The organism is Bradyrhizobium sp. NBAIM03, from assembly GCF_020194055.1.
GTDB classification, from domain to species: domain Bacteria; phylum Pseudomonadota; class Alphaproteobacteria; order Rhizobiales; family Xanthobacteraceae; genus Bradyrhizobium; species Bradyrhizobium yuanmingense.
In genome coordinates, this window is the sequence record NZ_JADYVS010000010.1 from 120,912 (window position 1) to 145,380 (window position 24,469).

At 63.9% G+C, this 24,469-nt stretch carries 25 protein-coding genes; 17 read left to right on the forward strand and 8 right to left on the reverse strand.

Going from position 1 to position 24,469, the window contains the following annotated elements; translation table 11 throughout:
* The first annotated feature begins 20 nt into the window (after positions 1–20).
* The 6 genes from nuoN to I6F21_RS17500 are packed head-to-tail and all read left to right on the forward strand — an operon-like array spanning position 21 to position 5,019.
* Positions 21–1,457: an NADH-quinone oxidoreductase subunit NuoN gene (nuoN, locus tag I6F21_RS17475; RefSeq protein WP_225140058.1), complete on the forward strand. Its 1,437-nt coding sequence runs from the start codon at positions 21–23 to the stop codon at positions 1,455–1,457.
* A 1-nt stretch (position 1,458) separates the two neighbouring features.
* Complete coding sequence (locus tag I6F21_RS17480) at positions 1,459–2,265, forward strand: biotin--[acetyl-CoA-carboxylase] ligase (RefSeq protein ID WP_225140057.1); 807 nt, start codon at positions 1,459–1,461, stop codon at positions 2,263–2,265.
* Positions 2,265–3,935, forward strand: a complete 1,671-nt coding sequence (locus I6F21_RS17485; protein ID WP_225140056.1) for a ribonuclease J — start codon at positions 2,265–2,267, stop codon at positions 3,933–3,935. Before I6F21_RS17480 ends, I6F21_RS17485 begins: the two co-directional genes overlap by 1 nt.
* Positions 3,936–3,945: 10 nt before the next feature.
* Positions 3,946–4,350 carry a methylmalonyl-CoA epimerase gene (gene mce / locus I6F21_RS17490; protein ID WP_036010154.1) on the forward strand — a complete coding sequence of 135 codons (405 nt, stop codon included), beginning with the start codon at positions 3,946–3,948 and terminating at the stop codon, positions 4,348–4,350.
* Positions 4,351–4,359: 9 nt separating this feature from the next.
* Positions 4,360–4,635 (forward strand): DUF1467 family protein, encoded by a 276-nt coding sequence (locus I6F21_RS17495; RefSeq protein WP_025036606.1) that lies wholly within the window; start codon positions 4,360–4,362, stop codon positions 4,633–4,635.
* 30 nt (positions 4,636–4,665) lie between these two features.
* Complete coding sequence (locus tag I6F21_RS17500) at positions 4,666–5,019, forward strand: hypothetical protein (protein WP_036025327.1); 354 nt, start codon at positions 4,666–4,668, stop codon at positions 5,017–5,019.
* Here the strand turns inward: I6F21_RS17500 and I6F21_RS17505 are convergent, their stop codons facing one another.
* A complete protein-coding gene (locus I6F21_RS17505; protein ID WP_024341246.1) occupies positions 5,020–5,283 on the reverse strand; it encodes a GlsB/YeaQ/YmgE family stress response membrane protein in 264 nt (87 codons plus the stop codon). It abuts the gene before it with no gap.
* Between the two features lie 31 nt (positions 5,284–5,314).
* Positions 5,315–5,764: a YidB family protein gene (locus I6F21_RS17510; protein WP_036025325.1), complete on the reverse strand. Its 450-nt coding sequence runs from the start codon at positions 5,762–5,764 to the stop codon at positions 5,315–5,317.
* A 230-nt stretch (positions 5,765–5,994) separates the two neighbouring features.
* Here I6F21_RS17510 and mtnK point away from each other — a divergent pair, with 230 nt between their 5' ends.
* Positions 5,995–7,284, forward strand: a complete 1,290-nt coding sequence (gene mtnK / locus I6F21_RS17515; protein ID WP_225140054.1) for an S-methyl-5-thioribose kinase — start codon at positions 5,995–5,997, stop codon at positions 7,282–7,284.
* 64 nt (positions 7,285–7,348) lie between these two features.
* On the opposite strand, the gene I6F21_RS17520 is transcribed toward mtnK, so the two are convergent.
* The gene (locus I6F21_RS17520; RefSeq protein WP_225140053.1) at positions 7,349–8,233 is read right to left on the reverse strand and encodes a hypothetical protein; all 885 of its coding nucleotides are present in this window, start codon (positions 8,231–8,233) and stop codon (positions 7,349–7,351) included.
* Between the two features lie 227 nt (positions 8,234–8,460).
* On the opposite strand from I6F21_RS17520, the gene I6F21_RS17525 reads away from it, so the two are divergent.
* The 7 genes from I6F21_RS17525 to I6F21_RS17555 all read left to right on the forward strand — a co-directional run bounded on the left by I6F21_RS17525 (position 8,461) and on the right by I6F21_RS17555 (position 17,016).
* Positions 8,461–10,047 (forward strand): ABC transporter substrate-binding protein, encoded by a 1,587-nt coding sequence (locus tag I6F21_RS17525; RefSeq protein WP_225140154.1) that lies wholly within the window; start codon positions 8,461–8,463, stop codon positions 10,045–10,047.
* A 55-nt stretch (positions 10,048–10,102) separates the two neighbouring features.
* A complete protein-coding gene (locus I6F21_RS17530; protein ID WP_057029432.1) occupies positions 10,103–11,026 on the forward strand; it encodes an ABC transporter permease in 924 nt (307 codons plus the stop codon).
* Entirely contained in the window at positions 11,023–11,844 is an 822-nt protein-coding gene (locus I6F21_RS17535) for an ABC transporter permease (RefSeq protein ID WP_225140052.1), read from the forward strand. Before I6F21_RS17530 ends, I6F21_RS17535 begins: the two co-directional genes overlap by 4 nt.
* Positions 11,841–12,821 (forward strand): ABC transporter ATP-binding protein, encoded by a 981-nt coding sequence (locus I6F21_RS17540; protein ID WP_225140051.1) that lies wholly within the window; start codon positions 11,841–11,843, stop codon positions 12,819–12,821. Before I6F21_RS17535 ends, I6F21_RS17540 begins: the two co-directional genes overlap by 4 nt.
* Positions 12,814–13,842: an oligopeptide/dipeptide ABC transporter ATP-binding protein gene (locus I6F21_RS17545; protein WP_225140050.1), complete on the forward strand. Its 1,029-nt coding sequence runs from the start codon at positions 12,814–12,816 to the stop codon at positions 13,840–13,842. Before I6F21_RS17540 ends, I6F21_RS17545 begins: the two co-directional genes overlap by 8 nt.
* Positions 13,843–14,859: 1,017 nt before the next feature.
* On the forward strand, positions 14,860–15,843 hold the full coding sequence (locus I6F21_RS17550; protein WP_225140049.1) for an ABC transporter substrate-binding protein: 984 nt from the start codon (positions 14,860–14,862) through the stop codon (positions 15,841–15,843).
* Between the two features lie 159 nt (positions 15,844–16,002).
* Positions 16,003–17,016: an ABC transporter substrate-binding protein gene (locus I6F21_RS17555; RefSeq protein WP_225140048.1), complete on the forward strand. Its 1,014-nt coding sequence runs from the start codon at positions 16,003–16,005 to the stop codon at positions 17,014–17,016.
* Positions 17,017–17,221: 205 nt separating this feature from the next.
* On the opposite strand, the gene I6F21_RS17560 is transcribed toward I6F21_RS17555, so the two are convergent.
* Positions 17,222–17,848 carry a LysR family transcriptional regulator gene (locus I6F21_RS17560; RefSeq protein WP_225140047.1) on the reverse strand — a complete coding sequence of 209 codons (627 nt, stop codon included), beginning with the start codon at positions 17,846–17,848 and terminating at the stop codon, positions 17,222–17,224.
* Positions 17,849–17,977: 129 nt separating this feature from the next.
* On the opposite strand from I6F21_RS17560, the gene I6F21_RS17565 reads away from it, so the two are divergent.
* Positions 17,978–18,370: a RidA family protein gene (locus I6F21_RS17565; RefSeq protein WP_109143594.1), complete on the forward strand. Its 393-nt coding sequence runs from the start codon at positions 17,978–17,980 to the stop codon at positions 18,368–18,370.
* Between the two features lie 45 nt (positions 18,371–18,415).
* Positions 18,416–19,105 (forward strand): L-2-amino-thiazoline-4-carboxylic acid hydrolase, encoded by a 690-nt coding sequence (locus tag I6F21_RS17570; protein ID WP_225140045.1) that lies wholly within the window; start codon positions 18,416–18,418, stop codon positions 19,103–19,105.
* A gap of 310 nt (positions 19,106–19,415) precedes the next feature.
* Here the strand turns inward: I6F21_RS17570 and I6F21_RS17575 are convergent, their stop codons facing one another.
* From I6F21_RS17575 to I6F21_RS17590, 4 genes are all read right to left on the reverse strand, one after another.
* Positions 19,416–20,441 carry an ABC transporter permease gene (locus I6F21_RS17575; protein ID WP_225140044.1) on the reverse strand — a complete coding sequence of 342 codons (1,026 nt, stop codon included), beginning with the start codon at positions 20,439–20,441 and terminating at the stop codon, positions 19,416–19,418.
* Positions 20,442–20,452: 11 nt separating this feature from the next.
* On the reverse strand, positions 20,453–21,955 hold the full coding sequence (locus tag I6F21_RS17580; protein ID WP_157283573.1) for a sugar ABC transporter ATP-binding protein: 1,503 nt from the start codon (positions 21,953–21,955) through the stop codon (positions 20,453–20,455).
* 15 nt (positions 21,956–21,970) lie between these two features.
* On the reverse strand, positions 21,971–22,990 hold the full coding sequence (locus I6F21_RS17585; protein ID WP_036010114.1) for a sugar ABC transporter substrate-binding protein: 1,020 nt from the start codon (positions 22,988–22,990) through the stop codon (positions 21,971–21,973).
* Between the two features lie 143 nt (positions 22,991–23,133).
* A complete protein-coding gene (locus I6F21_RS17590) occupies positions 23,134–23,538 on the reverse strand; it encodes a globin (protein WP_225140043.1) in 405 nt (134 codons plus the stop codon).
* A gap of 481 nt (positions 23,539–24,019) precedes the next feature.
* Between I6F21_RS17590 and I6F21_RS17595 the strand changes: the two genes are divergently transcribed.
* On the forward strand, positions 24,020–24,394 hold the full coding sequence (locus I6F21_RS17595; protein ID WP_225140042.1) for a DUF2946 family protein: 375 nt from the start codon (positions 24,020–24,022) through the stop codon (positions 24,392–24,394).
* The last annotated feature ends 75 nt before the right edge of the window (positions 24,395–24,469 follow it).

Consider the following 24,469-nt stretch of genomic DNA (forward strand, 5'->3'; position numbering starts at 1 on the left):
GGGCAGGTCAGGATATCGCCATGAGCTTTTCGACTGCAGGTTATCAACTGGCGCCGGTGCTGCCCGAGCTCGTGCTCGCGGTCGGCGCGATGGCGCTTCTGATGCTCGGCGCCTATCGCGGGCAGGAGACGACCAAAACCGTCACCTCTCTGGCGGTGGTGCTTCTGATCGTGGTCGGTGCGCTCGTCTACATGCAGCCCGCGGGCAAACAGGTGACGTTCGGTGGCAGCTTTATCGTCGACGACTTCGCCCGCTTCATGAAGATCCTGGCCCTGATCGGCTCGGCCGTGACGCTCGTCCTGTCGACCGAGTTCCTGTCAGACCCGTCGCGCCGGATTTTCGAATACGCCATCCTCGTGCTGCTCTCGACGCTCGGCATGATGGTGCTGATCTCGGCCGGCGACCTGATCTCGCTCTATCTCGGCCTCGAATTGATGTCGCTGGCGCTCTACGTCGTGGCGGCCTCGAACCGCGACAACGCCAAGTCGACCGAAGCCGGCCTGAAGTACTTCGTGCTCGGCGCGCTGTCCTCGGGCATGCTGCTGTACGGCGCCTCGCTGGTCTATGGCTTCACCGGCACGGTGAGCTTCACCGGCATCGCCGCGGCCGCGACGGTCTCGAATGTCGGCCTGGTGTTCGGCCTCGTCTTCCTGCTCGTCGGCCTCTGCTTCAAGGTCTCGGCCGTGCCGTTCCACATGTGGACGCCTGACGTCTACGAGGGCGCGCCGACCCCGGTCACCGCCTTCTTCGCGTCGGCGCCGAAGGTCGCCGCGCTCGCAGTCTTCACCCGCGTGACGCTCACCGCATTCCCCGGCATCGTCTCGCAATGGCAGCAGATCCTGGTGTTCGTGTCGATCGCCTCGATGGCGCTCGGCTCCTTCGCCGCGATCGGCCAGAGCAACATCAAGCGCCTGATGGCCTATTCGTCGATCGGTCACATGGGCTTTGCGCTGGTCGGCCTTGCCTCCGGCACGGTGGAAGGCGCGCAGGGCGTGTTGATGTACATCGTGATCTATGTCGCGATGACGCTCGGCTCGTTCTCCATCATCCTCGCGATGAAGCGCAACGGCCAGGCCGTGGAGCAGATCAGCGATTTCGCCGGCCTGTCGCGCACCAATCCGCTGCTCGCCTTCATGTTCGCGATGCTGCTGTTCTCGCTCGCCGGCATTCCGCCGCTCGCCGGCTTCTTCGCCAAATGGTACGTCTTCGTCGCCGCCATCAAGGCGAACCTGTTCACGCTCGCCGTCATTGGCGTGCTGACCAGCGTGGTCGGCGCATACTATTATCTCGCCATCGTCAAGACGATGTATTTCGACGAGCCGGCCGGCCGGGTCGATCCGGTGCGCATCGAGGTGCGGACGGTGCTGGCGGTGGCGGGCCTGTTCAATATCCTGTTTGCGCTGTTCGCGGGGCCCGTGGTGAGCGTCGCCTCCGCCGCGGCAAAGTCGTTGTTCTAGGATGGCCTTCGCGCTCGGTCCTCGCGCATCGGCTGCGGGCTACAGGCTCGCGGCGTTCGAACGGACCGGCTCGACCAATACCGAGGCGATCGAACACGCCAGGGCCGGCGAGCGCGGCCCGATGTGGTTCGTCACGTCCGAGCAGACCGCCGGCCGCGGCCGGCGCCAGCGCGCCTGGATCGCGCCGCGCGGCAATCTCGCCGCCAGCATCCTCGAAGTCATGGACGTCGCCCCCGCCGTCGCCGCCACGCTCGGCTTTGCCGCAGGGCTGGCCGAAGAGACGGCACTGGAGAAGGTGAGCCTCGAGGCCGCGCTCCGTCTCGGCGAAGGCCGGCCCCGCTACGCGCTGAAATGGCCGAATGACGTGCTCGCCGGCGGCAAGAAGCTGGTTGGTATTGGCCTCGAGGCCGAGGCCGTCGGTGGCGGCCTTGCCGTCGTGGTCGGCATCGGGACCAATGTGGTCGCCGCGCCCGAGGGCACCCCGACGCCCGCGGTGTCGCTGGCCGCCCTCGGCGTCCAGATCAGCGCCGAGGAGCTATTCATGGCGCTGTCGGATGCCTGGGTCGAGTTCCGCGGCATCTGGGACAATGGCCGCGGCTTTGCCGAGATCCGCAGGCTCTGGCTAGAGCGCGCCGCCGGCCTCGGCGAAAAGGTTGCCATCCACACGGGAACCATGACGCTGGAAGGTGTTTTTGACACGATCGACGACACCGGCTGCCTGATCGTCCGCACCGCGGAGGGCCGCCTCATTCCGGTGGCGGCCGGCGAGGTGTTCTTCGGGCCCGTCGCCTCGGTGGGAGCAGCGTGATGGCAAGGCCGGACGAATTGGTGTTTGCGCCGCTCGGCGGCGTCGGCGAGATCGGCATGAACCTGTCGATCTACGGCCTCGGCAACCGTCACCAGCGCGCCTGGCTTGCGGTCGATCTCGGCGTCTCCTTCGGCGATGAGGAGCATCTGCCCGGCATCGACCTGATCATGCCCGACATCTCCTTCCTGGAGAAGGAGCGCAAGAACCTGATGGGCCTCGTGCTGACCCACGCCCATGAGGATCATTTCGGCGCCATCATCGACCTCTGGCCGAAGCTGAAATGCCCGATCTACGCCACCAGGTTCAGCGCCGCGCTGTTCGAGGCCAAATGCGCCGCCGAGCGCAACGCGCCCGAGATTCCGGTCACCGTGGTGCCTTCAGGCGGCCGTGTCGATATCGGTCCGTTCAACGTCGAGTTCATTCCGGTCGCGCATTCGATTCCGGAAGCGCATGCGCTGGCGATCCACACCGACGCCGGCATCGTGCTGCACACCGGCGACTGGAAGATCGACCCGACCCCGACGCTTGGAGCCGCGACCGACGAGAAGCGGCTGCGCGAATTGGGCGAAGAGGGCGTGCTCGCCTTGATCGGCGATTCCACCAATGCCGTGCGCGACGGCCGTTCGCCCTCCGAGGCCGAGGTCGCCCGAACCATCATCGACCTCGTCAAATCCGCCAAGGGCCGTGTCGCGGTGACGACGTTCGCCTCCAACGTCGCCCGCGTCAAAGCAGTGGCTGACGCCGCGAGGGCCGCCGACCGCGAGGTCGTCGTGGTCGGCCGCGCCATGGAGCGCGTGGTGCAGGTCGCGCGCGAGACCGGCTATCTCGAGGGCGTGCAGAACTTCCGCTCGCCCGAGGTCTACGGCCACCTGCCGCAGGACAAGGTGCTGGCGCTGTGCACGGGCAGCCAGGGCGAGCCGCGCGCCGCGCTGGCCCGCATTGCCAACGACGACCATCCTGAAATCACGCTGAACCGCGGCGATAGCGTCATCTTCTCCTCGCGCACCATTCCCGGCAACGAGAAGGCGGTCGGCTCGATCATCAACAATCTGGTGCTGCAGGGCGTCGAGGTCATCACCGATCGCGATGCGCTGGTCCACGTCTCCGGCCATCCCCGCCGCGACGAGCTGCGCGATATGATCTCCTGGGTGAAGCCGCAGATCCTGATCCCGGTCCACGGCGAGGCCCTGCACCTGCATGAGCACGCCAAGCTCGCCCGCGCTGCCGGCGTGCCGCGCGTGCTGGTCTGCCGCAACGGCGACCTCGTCAAGCTCGGCCCCGGCGATCCCGGCATCGTCGGCGAGGTGCCGTCGGGACGTCTGTACAAGGACGGCACGATCCTGGAAGACTCCAAGTCCCGTGCCGTCGTGGAGCGGCGCCGCATGGGCTTTTCCGGCTGCGCCTTCGTCGCCATCGCGATGACCGCGCAGGGTGAGCTCGCCGGTGATCCCGAGCTCGATTTGGTCGGCATCCCCGAGAAGAACAGGGCCGGCGAGACCTTCGACGACATCGTCTTCGATGCCGTGATGTCGACCATCGAAGGCCTGCCGAGGGCGCGCCGGCGCGATCCGGACGCCTTGGCCGAGTCGGTGCGACGCGCTGTCCGGGCCGTGATCAACGAACATTGGGGCAAAAAGCCCCCCTGTCTGGTACATGTACTGACGGTATAGGGAGGGGAACATGTTGGGCCGGCTCAACCATGTCGCGATCGCGACCAAGGATGCGGTCAAGGCCGCGAAGATCTACGGTGCGGCCTTCGGCGCCCAGATTTCCGAGGCCGTGCCGCTGCCCGAGCACGGCGTCACCACCGTGTTCGCGACCCTGCCCAACACCAAGATCGAGTTCATCGAGCCGCTCGGCGAGGCCTCGCCGATCGCGAAGTTCATCGAGCGCAATCCCGACGGCGGCATCCATCACGTCTGCTACGAGGTCGTCGACATCATCGCCTCGCGCGACACGCTGGTGAAGGAGGGCGCGAGGGTGCTCGGCGACGGCGTGCCGAAGATCGGCGCCCACGGCAAGCCGGTGCTGTTCCTGCACCCCAAGGATTTTTCCGGCGCCCTCGTCGAGATCGAGCAGGCATAGGGCCGCGTCATGGCCATCCAGATTTCAACCTGGCTCGCGATCTATTTCGTGCTCTGGTGGGTGATGCTGTTCGTGACGCTGCCGTTCGGCGTGCGCAGCCAGCACGAGGACGGTGTTGGCGCGCCCGGCACCGATCCCGGTGCTCCCATCCTCACCCGCATGGGGCACAAGCTGATCTGGACCACGATCATCTCGGCAATCGTGTTCGGCATTGGCCTTGCGGCCTATCATGCCGGCTATCTCTCGATCGAGCGCCTGTCGAAGATGATGGGAATGCCGTTTTAAGTTTTGATTGGCGTTGTTATGGGGTCAAAAATGACATTTCAGCGTATCGTCATTGCGCTTCTGGTGCTGATCGTCGCAGGGCTCGGTGCCATCGGCTATTTCGAATGGCGAATGGCGGTGCAGGTGCGCACCCTGAAGGCGTTCGTCGAGGGCTATGTCTTCAACGAGGCCGTGCTGGCCTGCGAACAGGCCAAGAGCTCGACGCCGTTCAAGTGGAACGGCGGCAAGAGCACCTCGGTGATCGGCCTGAACTCGGTCAAGACGGACAAATACACGGTCAGCGCCAGCTACACGCTGGTCGCGGACAGCGTCTATTGCGACTACGATCCGATCAAGAGAAAGGCCGACATCGGCTCCAGCTTCCTGGAGCGGGAGACTTTCTAGCTAGATCGCGCGGCGCTGCCGGCCGGCGAAGAGACCGTAAACGAACAGCACGATGATCGCGCCGACCACGGCACCGATCAGGCCCGCACCCTCGCCAGGGCGATACCAGCCCAGCGCTTGCCCAAGATACGAAGCGACGAAGGCGCCGACGATGCCGAGGATGGTCGTCAGGATGAACCCTGAAGGTTCGTTGTCGCCCGGCATGATGAACTTGGCGATCACGCCGGCGAGAAAGCCAATGATGATGGTCCAGAGAATGCTCATGAGTACACCTTTTCGAGTTGAGCCGCTGCTTCTATGCGTCGGGCAGGCGTCCATCCGGCGTGTATTTGTCGATTGCGGAAGGAAGCTCGCGGGTTAGCCGTGAGACGATCTCCTCCTGGGAAAGCCCGGTCTGCTGTGCGAGCTTTTCCAGGACATCGCTGCCGATGGCCTGCTTCAGCTCCGGCGGGGAGATCTCCTTGTTGGGGCCCGGCTTCACCCATGAATCGGCGATCTCGCCCTGCCCATTCTGGTTGAATCTCTCCAGGAGCTCGCCAATCCCGCCATTGAGCAGGCCCCCGATTCCGCCAGCGCCGAGCATGCCGCCGAGATTGCCGAGCATGCCTCCGAGCGGTTGCTGGCCGCCGGTGGACGAGCCGGCGCCCGCGCCTTTCAGCAGCTCCGCCAGCTTGTCGCGGTTCTGATATCCGGCGATGGCCAGCATCGCCAGCAGGGCAGTCATAGATGGCATTCCGCGGCTCATCGCTCGCTCCTTTTAGAAGGTCAGAAACCCAAAACCGTCTCAGCTTGCTTGGGTTCCTCAATCGACCAATCGGAGCTCGCGACCAAGCGTCCCAGCTTGGCCGCCACCAAAGCACCGGGTGGCAGACAACGTACATTGTGGCTACGATCCGATGAAAAGAATGGCCGGATCGGCTCGAGCTTGCCAGCATCGGGAGTAGCGATCCGGCCCAGACATGGGATGGGATCGCAATGACCGGGGACCGGGCAGGGGACTATCGGATTTTGCACGAGGCGGACTTGCGGGACTATCTCGCGGGCTTGCCTGATATCGCCGCGCTCCTTGGCGGCGAGGCGTCCTCCTGGGCGATCACCGAGGTGGGCGACGGCAACCTCAACCTCGTCTTCATCGTCAAGGGCGCACGCGGCGGCATTGCCGTGAAGCAGGCGCTGCCTTACGTCCGCCTGGTCGGCGAGAGCTGGCCCTTGCCGTTATCGCGCGCCCATTACGAGTATCTCGCGCTGTCCCGCCAGGCCCAGCTCGCGCCCGACCTGGTGCCGGCCGTGCTGCATCACAACGAGGCCCTGGCGCTGACGGTGATGGAGCTGCTCGAGCCCCACATCATCATGCGAAAGGGCCTGGTCGCGGCAACGCGCTATCCGCGTTTCGTCGACGATATCACCACCTTCATGGCGCAGACGCTGTTCTTCACCTCCGACCTCGCGCTGTCAGCGGCCGAGAAGAAGGAGGCCATCGCGGCCTTTGCCTGCAACCATGCGCTCTGCAAGATCACCGAGGACCTGATCTTCACCGATCCCTACCGCATCGCCGAGCAGAACCGCTGGACCGCGCCCCATCTCGACGGCCTCGCCGCGAACCTGCGCGAGGACTTGGAGCTGCATGTCGCGGTCTCCCGGCTGAAGCTGAAATTCATGGCGAGCCCGGAAGCGCTGATCCATGGCGACCTCCACACCGGCTCGATCATGGTCACGGACGGCCAGACCCGGGTGATCGATCCGGAATTCGCATTCTATGGTCCGATGGGCTTCGACATCGGCGCCGTGCTGGCCAATCTCCTGATGGCCTATTTCGCTTCCGCCGGCCACGAGCGCGCGCCGGGCGAACGGGCGGCATTCGAGGCCTGGGTGCTGGAGACGGTCGAGCAGGTCTGGACCGAGTTCGCCCGAAAGTTCCTCGATCTCTGGCGGGCGGGAGGCACCGGCGATGCCTATCCGGTCTCGCTTTTCGCCGGCGAGCAGGGTGCCGTGCGGCTGGAAGCCGAGCGAAAAAGTTACGTGCAACGCCTGTTCGCCGACGCTGTCGGCTTCGCAGCCGCAAAAATCATCCGCCGCATCTTCGGCCTCGCCCACAACATCGATTTCGAGCTGATCGAGGACCCGCGCACGCGGGCGGTCAGCGAAGCCCGTGCCGTGCGGCTGGCGAGGGCGATGATGGTGGAGACGGCGTCGTTCCGGACCATCGCGGATGTGACGAATGCCGCGCGAAAACTGCGGGACTGGATGCCGGAATTGTCGGGCTGAACCGGCCTCATGAGGAGCCCGCCCACGCTCCGTGATTGCGAGATGAGAGATCGTCCCCGGAACGTTAGTAAAGCCGCATCGGCAGCAGGACGCCGTCCGCGCCGGCCAGCAAACCCCAGGTCTCGTTGGCCGCGACCTCGAACTCCCGGCTCGCTGCCGCTCCGCCGTCCACCTTGAGGGTGACCTTGTACCTGCCGGGCGGCAGATCGAGCTTCTGGCTGTCCGGCAATTCGCCTGCGGCACCGTCAGAGTTCGCCAGTTCTTCGCCGGCGTGCGCCGCCAGATTGACGGCCTGGTCGGCGACGGTGATCACCGCCGCTTCATCCGTCTTGTTGCCGAGCATCAGCCTCACTTGCCCGGGCTTCGGCAGCAGGCCGACGGTCGCCGAGGCGAGCTTGCGCCTCGACAGCTCGGCAATTGTCTTGTCGTCCTGACGTGAGAGCCGGAGCAGGACCGGTCCCTCTCTCGTCAGGAACGTGATCACGGCCCGGTCCGGCTCTTCGACGGCACCTTCTTTCTCCGTCCAGCCACGCTTGCCGAGTGCGTCGCGATAGAAGCCGAGCACAGAAGCGAAATCGCGCGGCGTCTCGGCGTAGATCGACTGGATCTGCGGCGAATCCTTCGCCGTCGTGAGGGCCCAGCCTTCGGGCAGCGGCAGGCCGGTATGCTCGGAGAGCTTGGCTTCGAAATGTGCTCCCGCACCGCGCGCCATCATCCCGACGGGGATGCTGAGCAGTCGTTCGACGAAATTGTCGAGAGTGTCATGGCTCCGGACCGCCCACCAGGTCTGGTCGACATTGTCGTTCGCGCCGGAGGTGCGACTCCAGCCGAACTGGATAGCGTCTGTCACGCTCTCTCCACCCAGGCCGGCCGCGACCGGGCGCGCCAGCACGGCCGTCGCGGCGACCAGACCGGCCGCGAGCAGGGCAGCTAGCGTTCGGCGATTCATTTTTTTCCAGATCCCTTGGGGCTCAGATAATGATCCTGAGCTTGGTCGCGTTGATCAGGAAAAATGTTCATCAATCCTCCTCGCCCGATGACGCACCGCGTCAATGCCCCCGCCGAAGGACTGCCTCAGGAACCGGCAGCATTTGCCGTAAAAACGAAGCTTGCTTTCGGCAGGCGACGAATGATCAAATCACTCATCGGAATACGCCTGCGTCGGGGGGACACATGATGTTCAAGGCCATCGCGATCGTTGCCGGTTTGGGACTGGCGCTCGCCGCCACAGCCGAGGCGCAGACGCCGCGCAAGGGCGGAACCATCCGCATGACGGCGCCCTACGGCTCGAGCTTCACCAGCCTCGACATTCACACCACGCAGCGCGCCCAGGACGAGATCTACGCCAAGGCCCTGCACCGTTCGCTCTACATCTGGAATTCGGCGGAAGGCAAGCCGGTGCTGGAGCTCGCCAAGGAAGACGTGGTCTCGGGCGGAGGCCTCGTTCACACCTTCAAGCTGCGCGACGACGCCTATTTCCATAGCGGCCGCAAGATGACCGCCGACGACATCATCTGGTCCTACAACCGCATCATGGACGGCAGCAAAGCCTATCCCGGCGCGCGTTACGTTCGTGTGATCGAGGGCGCGGCCGCGGTCGAGAAGGGCCAGGCCAAGGAAATCTCCGGCCTGAAGAAGATCGACGACTTCACCATCGAGATGAAGCTGACGGAGAAGGTCGATCCCGGCTTCTACTTCTTCACCGCGCTGACCTCGATCTATCCCGCCGACGAGGCCGCCAAGGAAAGCTTCATCCAGAAGCCGATCGGTCTCGGTCCGTTCAAGTTCGTGGAGCACGTGCCGGGATCGCGCATCGTCCTGGAGCGCTGGGACCGGTTCTACAAGCCCGGCAAGCCCTATGCCGACAAGATCGTGGTGTCGGTGATGGGCGAGGCCGCGGCACGCGACGTCGCCTTCCGAAACAAGGAGATCGACACCTCGGTGCTGGGACCTGCGCAGTACGTCGCCTACCAATCCGACGCCGACCTCAAGGGCACCATCGTCGAGGTCGCCGAGGTGTTCACGCGCTACATGGGCATGAATCCCGCGGTCAAGCCGTTCTCCGACAAGCGCGTGAGGCAGGCGATCAATTACGCCATCGATACCGATTTGATCATCAACAAGCTGGTCAAGGGCAAAGCCTACCGCGCCACCAGCTGGCTGCCGCTGACCTCGCCGGCCTACGACAAGGCGATGAAGCCTTACCCCTTCGATCCTGCCAAGGCCAAGCAATTGCTCACCGAGGCGGGCTACGCATCCGGCTTCGAGTTCGAATGGACCACCAGCCAGAATGAAAGCTGGGGCCTGCCGATCGTCTCGGCCGTCATCCCGATGCTGGACAAGGTCGGCATCAAGGCCAAGGTCAAGCAGGTCGAGACCGCGGTGCTGGCGGAGGTGGTTCGCACCGGCGACTATCAGGCCTTCATCTATTCCCAGGCGAGCGGCCCCGATCCTCAGGCCGCGCTCAAATGCTTCCATTCGGCGACGCCGCAGGCGGCCTGTAACTACACGGCCTACAAAAATCCCGACTTCGACAAGATCCTCGATGAAGCCGGACAGGCCGACGATCCCACAAAGCGCATCCAGTTGCTGCAGAAGGCCAATGCGCTGCTCTACGAGGAGGCGCCGGTCTGGTTCTTCAACTACAACAAGGCGGTCATGGCGGTGCAGCCCTGGCTGAAGGGAATTCAGCTCAACGCGACGGAGCTGACCCACCAGAACGTCGAGGACCTCTGGGTCGACGAGACCTCGCCCGCGAAGTGACACGCGCGCTCCCGCCTAGCGCGACGGGCGAGGGAGGGAGCCGGGAAAAGTTGAGATGCTCGCGTTCCTGATCCGCCGCGTCCTGCAGACCATCCCGACCGTGCTCGCCGTGGTGCTGCTGGTGTTCGTGCTGTTCAGCGTCGTTCCCGGCAGCATCGTCTCGAGCATGAGCGACGACAGCGATCCGCAAGTCGAGCTGCGCATGAAGAAGCAGCTCGGCCTCGATCAGCCCGTCTATATGCGTTTCGGCACCTATATCGCTGGCCTCGCGACCGGCGATTTCGGAACCTCGTTCCGGACCCGTGAGCCTGTCACGACCATGATCGCCAAGCGGGCCTGGCCGACGCTGCAGCTGATCTTCGCATCCATGGCATTTGCGATACTGCTCGGCGTGCCGCTCGGCTTCGTGGCGGCCTTGCGGCCGGGCAGCCTCGTCGACACCGTCTCGATGATGCTGGCGGTGTCCGGCCTGTCATTGGCCAAGTTCTGGCTCGGACTGCTCTTGATGTACCTGTTCGCGCTCAAGCTCGGCTGGCTGCCGAGTTTCGGCTATGGCGACGGCGGCCTCAAATATCTGATCCTGCCCGCCGTGACGCTCGGTGTCTCGCCGATGGCGCTGCTGGCGCGGACGACTCGCGCCGCGGTGCTCGAGATCATGACCGCGGATTTCGTCCGCACCGCGCGCTCGAAGGGCATGAGCGAGACCAGGGTCGTCAAGTGGCACGTGATGCGCAACGCGCTCGTCCTCATCCTCACGACCATGGGCCTGCAGTTCGGCGCACTGATGGGGCAGGCGGTCGTGGTCGAGAAACTGTTCTCCTGGCCGGGCATCGGCTCGCTGCTGGTCGACAGCGTGCTCCAGCGCGACATTCCCGCCGTCCAGGGCTCCATCCTCGTCGTGGTGATGTTCTTTCTCGCGATCAATCTGTTGATCGACATGCTCTACGGCGTGATCGATCCCAGGATCAGATACGCATGAAGCTGCGCGCCAATCTCGTCATCGGGGGAGCGTTGTTCGCGCTGGCGATCGTCGTCGGCCTGCTCGCGCCATGGCTGGCACATACCGATCCCGTGATGGACGCCAACCTCATGAATGCGGAGGAGCCCCCGAGCTGGACCTGGTGGTTCGGCACCGACGCGCAGGGCCGCGACATCTATTCCCGTGTCCTCTACGGCGCGCGCGTCTCGCTGACGGTCGGCATCGTCTCCCAGCTCATCAACAGCGTCATCGGCGTGGCGCTCGGCCTCAGTGCCGGCTATTTCGGCGGCTGGTGGGACGATGTCGTCAACGCCCTGACCAACCTCATGCTCGCGATCCCCTCGCTGATTTTCGCGCTCGCCATCATGGCCGTGCTCGGTCCCGGCCTGACCAGCCTTTTGATCGCGCTCGGGCTGACCAACTGGTCGTTCACCTGCCGGCTCGCACGGGCCTCGGCACTGTCGCTGCGGAGCCAGGGCTATGTGCAGGCGGCAACCGTGCTCGGCTACGGTGACGTGCGCATCATGATCACGCAGCTCCTGCCGAACATGCTGGGACCGATCGTCGTCATCGGCACGCTGGGCATGGGCAGCGCGGTCCTGTCCGAAGCCGCATTGTCGTTCCTCGGCCTCGGCGTCCGCCCGCCCTTTCCGAGCTGGGGCAGCATGTTGTCGGAAGCCCGCGAGCAGATCACGACGGCGCCGTGGCTTTCGATTTTCCCGGGCCTTGCCATCTTCCTCACCGTGCTCGGCCTCAATCTGCTCGGCGATGGTCTGCGCGACATCCTCGATCCGCAATCGCGGAGCCGGCGCATATGACCGGCGCGCCGCTGCTCGAGGTCGAGAATCTCCGCATCGATCTCGATGCCGGATCAAGACGCGTTGCGGCGGCCGAAGGCATTTCATTCCGTATCGATGGCGGCGAGACCTTCGGCCTTGTGGGCGAATCCGGTTGCGGCAAGAGCATCACGGCGCTCGCTTTGATCGGCCTGCTGCGGCCACCCTTGTCGATCGGCGGCGGCGTCATCCGGTTCCAGGGCCAGGAGATCCAGCACCTGTCCGCTGCGAGGCAACGGCAACTGCGCGGCAATCGCATCGCCATGATCTTCCAGGAGCCGATGACGGCGCTGAACCCGGTCTCGCCGGTGGGGCGGCAGATCGCCGAGATGTTCGTGCTGCATAAGGGCAAGAGCTGGCGGGAGGCCAACCAGCTGACGGTCGAGGCGCTCGCGAGCGTCCGCGTCCCCGCGCCGGAGCGGCGCGTGAAGGACTATCCGCATCAGCTGTCGGGCGGGATGCGCCAGCGCGTGATGATCGCGATTGCGCTCGCCTGCGGTCCGGACCTGCTGATCGCCGACGAGCCGACGACGGCGCTCGACGTCACCGTGCAGGCGGAGATCATCGAGCTGATGCGCAATCTGTGCGCCGAGCGCGGAACGGCGATCCTGATGATCAGCCACGATCTCGGCCTTGTTGCCAATGTCTGCCGCCGCGTCGCCGTCATGTATGCCGGCCGCATCGTCGAGGAGCGCGGCTCGGCCGACATCTTCCGAGCGCCCTCCCATCCCTATACGCAGGGCCTCGTCGACTCGCTGCCGCGGCTCGGCAGCCGTGCTGCGCTCGGCCGCAGCAGGCTGAAGGAGATCGCGGGCGTCGTGCCGGCGATCACGCGCTTCCCCGATGGCTGCCGGTTCAATCCGCGTTGCGCGCAGGCGACGGATATTTGCCGAACCACCGCGCCGCAGACGGATGGGCTGGAGGCGGGCGGTTTCGTCCGATGTCACCACCATGCATGAGCCAAAGGGGAGAGCGGATGACGATGTGATCCTCAGCGTGGAGGATCTCGCCGTTCATTTTCCGCTTGGAGGCGGCCTGCTGGGCCGCGGCCGTCGGCTGCTCCGCGCCGTCGACGGCGTCGACCTCAACCTGAAGCGCGGCGAATGCCTCGGCCTCGTCGGCGAATCCGGCTCCGGCAAGTCGACGGTCGCATTGTCCATTCTGGGCCTGCTGACGCCGACGCGCGGCCGCATCGTGCTGGATGGGCAGGTCGTCACCAACCGGCAATCCGGTGACCGGAAGGCGCTCGCCCGCATCGTGCAGATCGTGTTTCAGGATCCCTACGCCTCGCTCAATCCGCGCCAGACCGTGCGCCGCACGCTCGAAGATCCCCTGCGCGTGCACGGCGTGACCGCGAAAAGCGAGGTCGAGGACCGCGTCGCGACCATGCTGAGGCATGTCGGTCTGCGCCCCGAGCAGGCCGACCGCTATCCGCATGAATTCTCCGGCGGCCAGCGCCAGCGCATAGGGATCGCCCGCGCCCTGATCCTCAACCCGAAGATCGTCATCTGCGACGAGCCGGTCTCGGCGCTCGACGTCTCGATCCGCGCCCAGATCATCAATCTGCTGCTGGAATTGAAGGACACGCTCGGCCTGTCCTACATCATGATCAGCCATGACCTCGGCGTTGTCGAGCACATGAGCGACCGCGTCGCGGTGATGTATCTCGGCCGCATCGTCGAGAACGGCAACTGGCGCGAGATCTTCGAGCGCCCCGCGCACCCCTACACGCAGGCCCTGATAGCGGCCATCCCCGATCCGCTGCGCCATGCTCCGCTGGCAACGACCGGCGGCGACCTGCCGAACCCGCTCAACTCGCCGAACGGCTGCGCCTTCAGCCCGCGCTGCCGTTACGCCGAGGCGGTGTGCCGGAGCGAGCCGGGACCGGCACTGGGGACGCGGGCGGATGGGCATGCGGTGCGGTGCTGGCGGAGTGAGGAGATTGCGGGGCGGATGGCGTTAGTCTCGACCGAGGGCTGATGCGCCGAAGGCGCGTCTAGTCCAATAGGATAAGAGTCGAAGAAAATTTGCATGCCGGCTATTGGCCGCTGTCCGGGGTAAAGCGGGCGAGCCGCGTGCTCATTTCGACGCTTCTGACCCCGAGCGGACTTCAGCGCCTGCGAACAAGGCCCCGCTTCGCACCCAAGCCACACGCTGTGTCGAATAAATCCACAGACGGTGAGCAGGATGGTGAGAAGGCCAATCTCCCAACGACCGGCGGCAAATGGAGCGATGCAAATCAGATAGACCAAGAAAAGCCGTCCAAGCCAGGGTAAACCCAAGATAGGTCCGTCCGGTCGGGATGTTGCTTCTGTTATCCGTCATGACCAAGGACAGCATTCGACGACCTTACCCGGCCAGAACCTCGTTCAGCGCGCCGCTCTCGCCTTCATCAGAACGAACAGGTGAGAAACGGCCGCCATCAGCGAGAAAATGACTATCCCCAATTCAGCACCGTGCACATGCTGCGGCGCATATGTTGAAGCCAGCCAAATGACGAGCCGGACGGCGGCATGAAGGCGATCATCCCCCGCACAGTGAGCCGTTTTAGGGCGTACCTAGTTGGCTCGCCGTTGGGACCCCAGTGCATAGCAACGCGCTCGCTCGCAATACGCGGGCCAAGATAAAGTTTGCCCCGACGACGACCGCGATAGCGAAGCCAAAGACGTAGTCTGCTGGCACCATGTTTTCCCGTCTTCCAAACACCAGCCCGAGAATATCCAAAGGTGGAGAACCAATCCATTCATGTTAAGATGGACTGCTCGCGTCTACTTCCTCTGGTTGCTGGTACATTGACTGGATGCGACCGCTTCTGGCGCGATGGTGAAGTGCGGTTTGGCTCAGATATTGTCAGCTGATCGGGGCACACCGGAAGTGACGCGGCGCTGTTCAAACCGGCGCTTTTGACCCGTTACGGACATTTGGTCGCGGGGGAGGCCTGTCCTAACCTAGGTGCTAACGTGCTACCTTTATAATTCTTTTCCATTTGGGGTTGTCATGAGACGGCGCGAGTTGATTGCGCTTCTCGGCAGCACAGTGACCATTTGGCCGCTGGCCGCTTGGGCGCAACAGGCAAATAGATCATTTCGTGTTGGCGTCCTTTGGCATGCGGCGAGCGCCGAGGAAGAAGATGTCTATCTGAATGTGGTCACTAAAGCATTCAGTGACCTCGGATATATCGACGGCAGATCTATTCAGCTTGAGCACCACTTCCCGGCTGAACGACCCGAGCGATTTCGCGCGTTTGCAAGGGATATGGTCGAAAGCAGAGTAGATGTGATCCTTGCGGTGACATCACTCGGCGCCAAAGAAGCCAAGCAGGCCACAAGTACGATCCCAGTGGTTTTCGTTTTGGATGCCGATCCTGTGAGTAATGGTCTTGTCGAAAGTCTAGCGCGCCCCGGTGGTAACCTAACCGGCCTTTCGCTTATGTCGAACGACGTGTCTGGCAAGCGCGTCGCTCTTTTTAAGGAGTTGGTGCCGAACCTATCCCGTATGGCCATCATGGTTGATCCGAGGGACCCTGCAGCCCCCCGCATTCGGGGAGCTTACGAAAGAGCATCGCAAGCGCTGTCGGTTTCGACCGAATCATTCGAATTAACAACGCCGGATGAGATTGAACAGACGTTTTCCGCGATTGCGCAAAGCGGATTTCATGGCGTCGCTCTAGCCTCACCACTGCTTTTCAATGAACGACGACGGATCGGAACTGCTGCCCTAGGCCATAAGTTGCCAACCCTATCCCTTATCGGCGAAATGGTCCCACACGGTCTTCTCCTATCTTATGGACAGGACTTCCCTGACTATTTCCGCCGGGCAGTGGGATTGATCGACAAAATTTTGAAGGGCGCGAAGCCGGGTGATTTACCGGTAGAACAGCCGACCCGTTTCAAGCTCACAATCAATCAAAAGGTTGCCAGAACGCTTGGATTAACGATTCCCCAATCCCTATTAATCGGTGCGGACGAAATCATTGACTAGGTTGGCAACGGGCCCGCCGCGCTGTCCGTCGAATCGCCCGTTTTTGACCCATGGCGATCATTCCTCCGGCTATTGCCGCTGGGGCAACAGGCTCGCTAATTGTTCGCAGCGAGGTGCTAATCTCGGCAGCCAATAGCGTGGCCCATACAGGAGGGACACATGCGACGGCGGGAGTTTATCGGATATCTCGGCGTTTTTGGCGCCGCAACAGGATCGACATTGTTTGGTCGAGGCTCAAGGGCGCAGCCCGCGCGCAAACGTCCGCTCATCGCATGGGCAGGGGCTCCGCCTCCAGGAGTGAAGTTCCCCCAATTTATGGTAGACTTGGTGTTCGGAAATTTCGTTAAGGGACTCTCGGATTTCGGCTACGAGCAAGGCCGTAACATCGATATTGTTCGGCGAACGGACATCCTCCGCGACCGGGTACCGTCGATCGAGGACGTGGTGGCTCTGCTCAAACCCGATATCATTGCTGTGCCAGCAACACTGGAAGCCGTCGCCGCCCGAAAGGCAACATCCACAATACCGATTGTCTGTCCCGCGCTGGCGGATGCGGTCCATCTCGGCTTGATTGCCAGCGAAGCTCGCCCAGGAGGAAACGTAACGGGCATTGAACCCTACATCGCGGGTTTGCCGGCAAAGCAAATTGAACTTGCGCGAGAGATCGTGCCGAAAGCAAGGCGCGTCGGTCTGCTTACCAACATGAATGATCCCAAGGGGCCGCCTCAAGTCGGGGATTTAAGGGAAGCTTGTGGGGCTCTGAGTTTCAGCGTGGTCGAAGCCGAGACCGGTACGGCGCAGGACATTCCGACTGCGCTCGCCATGTTGGCTGACGAAGGAGTCGATGTCACAATTGTTCTTCAGACCAACCTGCTGCTCAACATGAGCGAACAGATCGCCGCTATCGCACTTGAGAAGCGGCCGCCGACCGTCTTTGGATATCGCGAGCACGTTACCCACGGTGGCCTCGTGAGCTATGGCGTCGACCTGCGCTGGTGCTATCGTCGCGCCGGCTATTTTGTGGACAAGATCCTTAGGGGGGCGCATCCCGGCGATCTTCCCATCGAATTTCCAAGCAAGCTGTGGTTGGCAGTTAACCTCAAGACGGCAAAGGCTCTCGGCCTGGCTGTGCCGGCAGGGCTCCTCGCCCGCTCTGACGAAGCGATCGAGTAAGGAAGCACACTTCTGCTGCTGGGCCAACTCTGACGTCTGGTGTAGCCGGCTTCTGTGCGGCTACCAGGAGCATAGCGGACCGCATCCGCGCTCAAACTGCGGCGCGATTTAATGAGTACGCGCCCTGGATGGTCACCGCGATTTTTCTCTGGGTAAGGATGCGTCGAGTTGAACGGTAGTCCTCGGCCTCGGCCCTTTGGTCCCATCAACTCCCGACGCCGCCGACCAGGCGCGGGCGACGGTCTGCGAGCGTTTTTGCCGCGGGCAGCGCGCGCAGCCATGCCCGAAAACTCACGATCTCCGGGCAATCCGCCGTGCCTTCCGGCGCAACCAGCCAATCACCCGGGCCCGATCCCTCGTTGATCCGCTCGCAGCGATAGCCCGGATGGTGGCTTACGCCGCGGGCGATCAGCACGTCCACCTTGCCCTCGACGAGCTCGTGCAGGCCGGCGGGCTGCAGCACGCTCAAACCGATGTCCGCATGTGCGCTGCGAAACGCCCCAAGTTCGAGGCGGCGCAGGTCGTAGCTGCCGTGGACCCCCACTTGCAGCAGCACCGTGCCTGCCGGCTTCAGCTGCGAGGTCGCCTCGGCAATGTGGCGGAAGCCTTCGGAGATCCCGGGCAGATAGGCCCGGCCGGCCTCGGTGAGGATGAGCTGCTTGTGCAGACGCTCGAACAGCTGCACGCCGAGGCGCGCCTCCAGCGCTTTCACCTGCTGTCCCACGGCCGCGGGCGTAACGTGCAGCTCGTGCGCGGCCAGCTTGAAGCTGAGATGGCGCGCGGCGGCCTCGAAGGCGCGGAGCGCGTTGAGCGGGGGCAGGGCGTAGGTCATCGCAGCGCACTTTGACACCGATAAGCTGCGGCCTTGCAATAGATTTTCTTGCGCTGAACCGCAGCAATGATGCTTTGCGCAGCAGCGAGGCCGCCGGCTACGGTTGGCCCGCAAATCCGGAGAATCGCCATGTCACCAGCTCACATCGTCAGCCACAATCCCGCGACGGTTCACCCGCCCGTCGGCGGCTACTGCATGGGCCTGGAGTTGAAGCAGCATCGCCGCCTGCTGTTCATCAGCGGCCAGGTGCCTCAAAATTCCGACGGCTCCGTGCCTGACGGCTTCGAGGCGCAATGCGAGCAGGCTTGGCGCAACGTCAGGGAAGTGCTCGCCGCGGCGGGCCTTGGCATTGAGCACCTGGTCAAGGTCACCACGTTCCTGACCGATCGCAGCCAAGTCGTCGCCAACCGCGCCATTCGCCGCGCGGTGCTCGGGGAGCACCAGCCGGCATTGACGGTCGTGGTGGTCGAGACCGTCGACAGCAAATGGCTGTTGGAGATAGAGGCGATCGCCGCGGAATGAGGCGGCGTCGTCGATATGCAATGAGCCAATCATATCAGGTGTCCAATGGCTGAGATTCATCCGTTCTACCAAACGCATCGCCGCGCGATGGAGGCCGCCATGCGCGAGCGGATAGACCTTGCCGAAGCGATGCTCCGCGAGCGCACGCATCTCTCCGACATCGACGCAATCAGGCAGGAGGTGATGGACGAATTCGAGATCGTCCTCACCCAGATGCCCTATGTCGGCGGCGCGGCAAGCCGCATGAGCGACTTCTTCATGCGTCTGACCGGCTTCATGGCCATCAGCCGGGTGCTGCGGCGCCACGGCGTTCCGGTGCCGGTGATCGGCGAGATCGAGCGGGAGACCTACAAGGCGCAGCTGCTGACGATTCCCGAAGCCGAGCGTCTCGTCGCAGGGCGTCAGTTCATGTCACGGGAGAACCAGGCCTTGATGCGCGAACAGGCGGCAAGAAGCGTTACAAAGGCTCACCAAGCGAAGTTTCCGGAAGATTTCGTCTACGATTTCGTCGAGCCGGGTCCCGAGGACACTTTCGAATTCGGCATCGACTACAAGGCCTGCGGCTTCTGCAAGCTCGCGGCGCGCCGCGGCGATACGGAGATCCTGCCGAACATCTGCGGCCTCGACTTCGTCGCCTACGCCACGCGAGGCATCCGCCTGGAGCGGACCCAGACGCTGGCCGGCGGCGCCAGCCACTGCAATTTCCGCTTCTCGCGATTAGACCGCACTCGTTGACCCGCGATCTTGATCCCGAGTCCACGTCGTCATTGCGAGCGCAGCGAAGCAATCCAGAAATGCATCCGCGGAGAGAGTCCTGGATTGGCTTCGCTGCGCTCGCAATGACGGGGACGCACCCGATGACGGGGGACGCACCGGCCTTTCAAAGCCGGCTGGCGATGATGCCACTATACCCCTGTTTTGCCCGACGGAGCAAATCGACTTCGCCGAATCCGCAATTTAACGACGCCCGCCGGCAAGTCATTGATTCCGCTGGCACCGGCTACTGTGCATGGGGTTGTTTTCGCATTTTTGTCTTGCCGGCCGTCTATTCCGCCGCTTTCTCCCTCAAGCGCTGCGCATAGACGTTGATGACCAGCGCCGCCAGGAGGATCAGGCCGCGGATCAGGATCTTCAGGAAGCTGTCGATGTTGACGTGGTCGAGGCCGTTGTTGAGCACGCCGAGTACGAACAGCCCGACGATGGTGTTGCCGATGCCGCCGCGGCCGCCGAACAGGCTGGTGCCGCCGACCACGACGGCGGCGATGGAATCGAGCAGGTAGGTGTCGAACTCGTTCTGCTGCGCACTGCCGAAATGGGCGACGCCGAGCATGCCGCCGAGGCCCGAGCACACCGCCGAGATCACCATGACCGCGCCGAGGATTAGCTTGACGTTGAGGCCCGAATATTCGGCCGCCTCGCGATTGCCGCCGACCATGTAGACGTAGCGACCGAAGCGCGTGTAGGTCAGCACCAGATGGCCGCCGAGCAGCATGATGGCGGCGACGATGACGATCCACGGGATGCCGCCGATCGAGCCCGAGCCCAGCGTCGTGATCAGGCTTGGCACCTTGTAGGCGATCTGGCCGCGCACCAGCAGCGCGGAGATGCCGGCGGCGATCTGCATCATTGCCAGCGTCATGATGAAGGAGGGGATGCCGATCACGGTCAGCCCCACCGCGTTGACGAGACCGAGCAGGGCGCAGAGCAGGAGCGGCAGGATGATCGCGACGGCGCCGGGCAGGGGGATGTTGGCGATGTTGACGTAGGATTCCTGCAGCGTGAAGTAGGCGACCGCAATGCCCGTGACGTTGGCGATGCTGGCGACCGACAGGTCGATTTCGGCGCAGAGGATCACGAAGGTGAGGCCGACGGCGATGATGCCCGTCACCGACACCTGGGTCAGGATGTTGCCGAGATTGTCGAGCGTCGCGAAGGAGGGGCTGGCGAAGGCGAAGAAGGCGGTGAGGAAGATCAGCGTCAGGAACGGGGCGATGTTGCGCATCTGCGAGCGCAGGAAGGGCGCAAGGCCCCGTGCCCGTTGTCCTGTCGCCAAAGCCGTCTCGCTGCTCATGTGCTTCTCCGTCACGCCGCTTCCAGCAGGCGGTCCTTGCTGACCGGCTCGTTCTTGAATTCACGCACCAAGGCGCCGCGCTTGAGCACGAGGATGCGATCGGCCAGCGACAGCACCGTTTCCGGCTCGGTCGACAGCACGATGATCGCGAGCCCCTTCGTTCTGAGGTCGCGCACGATGTTGATGACGTCGTTCTTGGCGCCGACATCCATGCCGCGGGTCGGCTCGCACAGCACCAGCAGCTTGGGCGGATAGGTCAGCCATTTCGCCAGCGCGACCTTCTGCTGGTTGCCGCCCGAGAGCATGCCGAGATCGAGGCCGACCACCGGCGGCCGGATCTGCAGCTGCTCGACCTGGCGCTTGGCGATGTCGCGCTCCTGCGCCGGCTTGAGCAGCAGCGAGGAGATGCGGTCGAGAATGCTGATCGAGATGTTCTTGTAGACCGGCTCCTGGTGGAACAGCATGTCGCGCCGGCTCTCCGGCACCAGCGCCACGCCGGCGCGCCGCGCCGCCGCCGTGCTGGCGAAAGTTTTCGGCACGCCTTCGACTGCAAGCGTGCCGCCGTCCGGCTTCAGCTTGCCGAACAGGATGCGCGACAGCTCCTGCTGGCCGCAGCCCATGAAGCCGTAGATGCCGAGCACCTCGCCGGCACGGGCCTCGAACGAGACGTCCTGAAGGCTGCGGGACAGCGACAGCTGGTCGACGCTGAGAATGACCTTGCTGTCGCTCGGCTGGGGCAGCATCAGGTCGTCGGTGTAGCTATGCTCGAGCGCCTCGCCGCCGCGGCCGATCATGGCCTCGATCAGCGCGCCTTTGCTGGTCGCGGCGCTCGCCGTCTCCGCAACCTTGCGGCCGTTGCGGAACACGGTCACCGTGTCGGACACCAGCAGGATGTCCTCGATGAAATGCGAGATGAAGACGATCGCGGTGCCTTCCTCGCGCAGCCGCCTGAGCGTTGCGAACAGGCGCTCGACCTCGGGCGGGGAGAGGGCGGAGGTCGGCTCGTCCAGGATAACGATGCGCGCGCCGGAGAACAGCACGCGCGCGATCTCGATCAACTGCTGCAGCCCGATCGGAAGGTCGCCGAGCCGTGCCATCGGATCGACGTCGATGCCGAAGCGGGCGAGCTGCTCGCCCGCCTCGCGCGCCATCCGCCGCCATTGCACGAGGCCGAAGGCGTTGGTCGGCTGGTTGCCGAGGAAGACGTTCTCCGCGACCGTCAGGTCGGGCGCGACGCTGAGCTCCTGGTGCACCATGGCGATGCCGGCGGCGTGCGCATCGCGCGCCGAGCGAAAATGCATCTCCTGGCCGTCGACCAGGAAGCGGCCGGAGAACTCGGTGTGCACGCCGGCGATGATCTTCATCAGCGTGCTCTTGCCGGCGCCGTTCTCGCCGACGAGACCATGGATCTCGCCGGGATAGAGCGCGAAGTCGACACCACGAAGCGCTTCGACGCCGCCGAAGCTCTTCGTGATGCCCTGCAGTTCCAGGATGGGCTGTTGTCCCACGCTCATGAAGGATCTGGAGGCTCAGATCAGGAAGTGATCCTGCATCCACTGCATCCCGGCCGCATTCGCCTTGGTCACGACCGGACCGTCGGTGACGACGTTCTTCGGGATGCCCTGTCCGCTCTTCTCGCCGCCGACCACGGCGGAGACGCCCGCGACGATCGCGCCGCCATGGATGCGGCAGGACGGATTGCGGACGGTCGCGAACATGCGGCCTTCGCTGACCGCCTGGATCGCCGGCGGCATGGCGTCGACCCCGCCGATCAGGATGTTGGTGCGATTGCGCGCCTTCATGATGTTGGCGGCGGCCAGCGCCATGTCGTCATTGTGGAAGAAGGCCGCATCGATCTGCGGGTATTTGGTCAGATAGGTCTCCCAGAGACGGGCGGTCTTCGAGACGTCCCAATCGGCCGGCTGGGTGTCCAGCACTTCGATGCCCGGGAATTGCTTGACGACCGAGTTGAAGCCCTTGGCGCGGCCCTGCGCACCGGTGTGGCCGAGCGCGCCCTGCGTCATGATGATCTTGCCCTTGCCGCCCATGGCGTTGCACAGCGCCTGTGTCACCGAAGCGCCCATGAACTCGTTGTCGGGAGCGAGGAAGGAATGGACGTTGATCTGATCGAGCGGCGCGATCAGCGTGTCCATGTCGATCACAGGCGTGCCGGCGTCGATCATCTTCTGCACCGGCTGGGTGAGGGTGCCGATGCCGAAGGCCTGGATCGCGACGAAGTCCCATTTCTGCGAGGCCATGTTGTCGATCGCCGCGCGCTGCTTCACCGCATCGAGCTGCCCGTCGAACCAAGTCACCTCGACATTGAACAGCTTGCCCCAGAATTCCGCCGCCTGCTTGCCTTGCGCGCACCAGGTGGCCTGGAGGCCGGCGTTGGAGAACGCCGCCTTCAACGGCTTCTCGCTGCGTCCGACTGCGGCCAGTGCGGGGTTTATGCCCATGCTGCCGAGGATGGCAGCTCCGGCGCCGGCGGCCGCAGCCGCCTGAAGAAGATCGCGCCTGGTCGTCGAGAAATCTTTCGTCCCGGACATCGCTCGCTCCCATATTATTTTGTCGTCGGCGCGTCATTGGTAGCGCTACCGATCTCCGAAAGTCTCTCACAAGAGTTGTTCGCACTCAATCTGCATTCAGCCGCAGCGTCGTCGCAGCCCGTGCGTTGGTGCAGCGCAAAGCGTCAGGTGGCCGCGGCGGCGAATGCGTCGATCTCGGCGAGCAATGTATCCCAGGCCTGCACGATCTCGGGCGTCCATTCATCGCCGAGCAGATCGCGGAGCGCATCCCTGATGACGGCGAAGAACGCGATGAACAGCTCGCGCGGCGTGCCATAGGCGTCGTGCGAGGCGACCTCGCACGCGATCAGCCGGAAATGCCCGCGGCGCTCGCCGGCGAAGTCGAGAATCGCCTCGATCGTCAGCGCCAGCATCGACCCCTTCACGAGGTCACCGCCGTCCGTGCGGAACATCGCCTGCGTTTCCGGATGGAGATCGAACAGACGTCGATAGACGAACGGCGTGAGGTCGGCGCAGCGCGAGGCCGCACGTTCGAAGCTGTTTTCGATGAGAAGAGAGGCCGCGTTCATCGACGGTTCAGCGCCGCGGGCAAAAAAAGAGCGGGGCCCTGGCCCCGCTCAAAAATTGTGTCGACCCTATTATCCCCGATCTTAAGATTTGATCTTGATTGACGGGGCGACGCTGCGTTTTGCGCGCCAGGGGCTCCTCCCGAGACTTGGACCACCAGGCCTCGACCTCGCGGTCAGCGCCTGAGCAAGAGGGATGCTAGATCAACTTTTCTCACTTGTCATCATTTTCGGCAACGAATGTTCAAAATAGGAGCAACTGACGAAACGATCGGGCTTCCGGCCCCCTAAATATATGACAGATATAAGAAATTTGTGGATGGCCGGGCGGGTTTTCCTGCCTCAGATGCCGGCCCGCCGGAGGGTGGGGTCGTCCGACCACAATTTTTCGAGCAGTTTGCGCAGGGCCCAACAGGCGGTGGAACTGGCCTCGACTCGGCTGCGCCCGAGTGATTAGTTAGCGCACGAACGAATGGTCCGGCGGATGCGCGCACGTCTGCAAAAATTCCTGCCTCTGGTCCTGCTCGCCCTGGTGATGCAGGTGCTGGCGCCGATCGCCGCCTGTCTCGCGGCCGGCCAGGCTGCGGCCGATCCGTTCTCTGCAGGCGTCATCTGCCACAGCGCAAGTGAGCGGGGCGGCCCGGTCGACGAGACCGGGACACCGGCCGCAAAAGCTGGCGCATGTGCGCTTTGTTGCCTCGCGCACGCTGACGCTTCGCTTGACGCGCCGCCCCATGCGGCGTTCTCAACTCCCGTCCGCCCCATCGCCCGCATCGTCTGGCACGTGGCGAACGCGCCCGTCCTCGCCGCCATCGACGGTTCGAGCGCTTGGGCGCGCGCTCCCCCTCGCATTTCCTGATCCGCGAAACCTTCAGCTCCGCGCCGGCTTCGGCCGTGCCGGGATCGCTATGCACCGGCTCTCTGCCGGCATCAG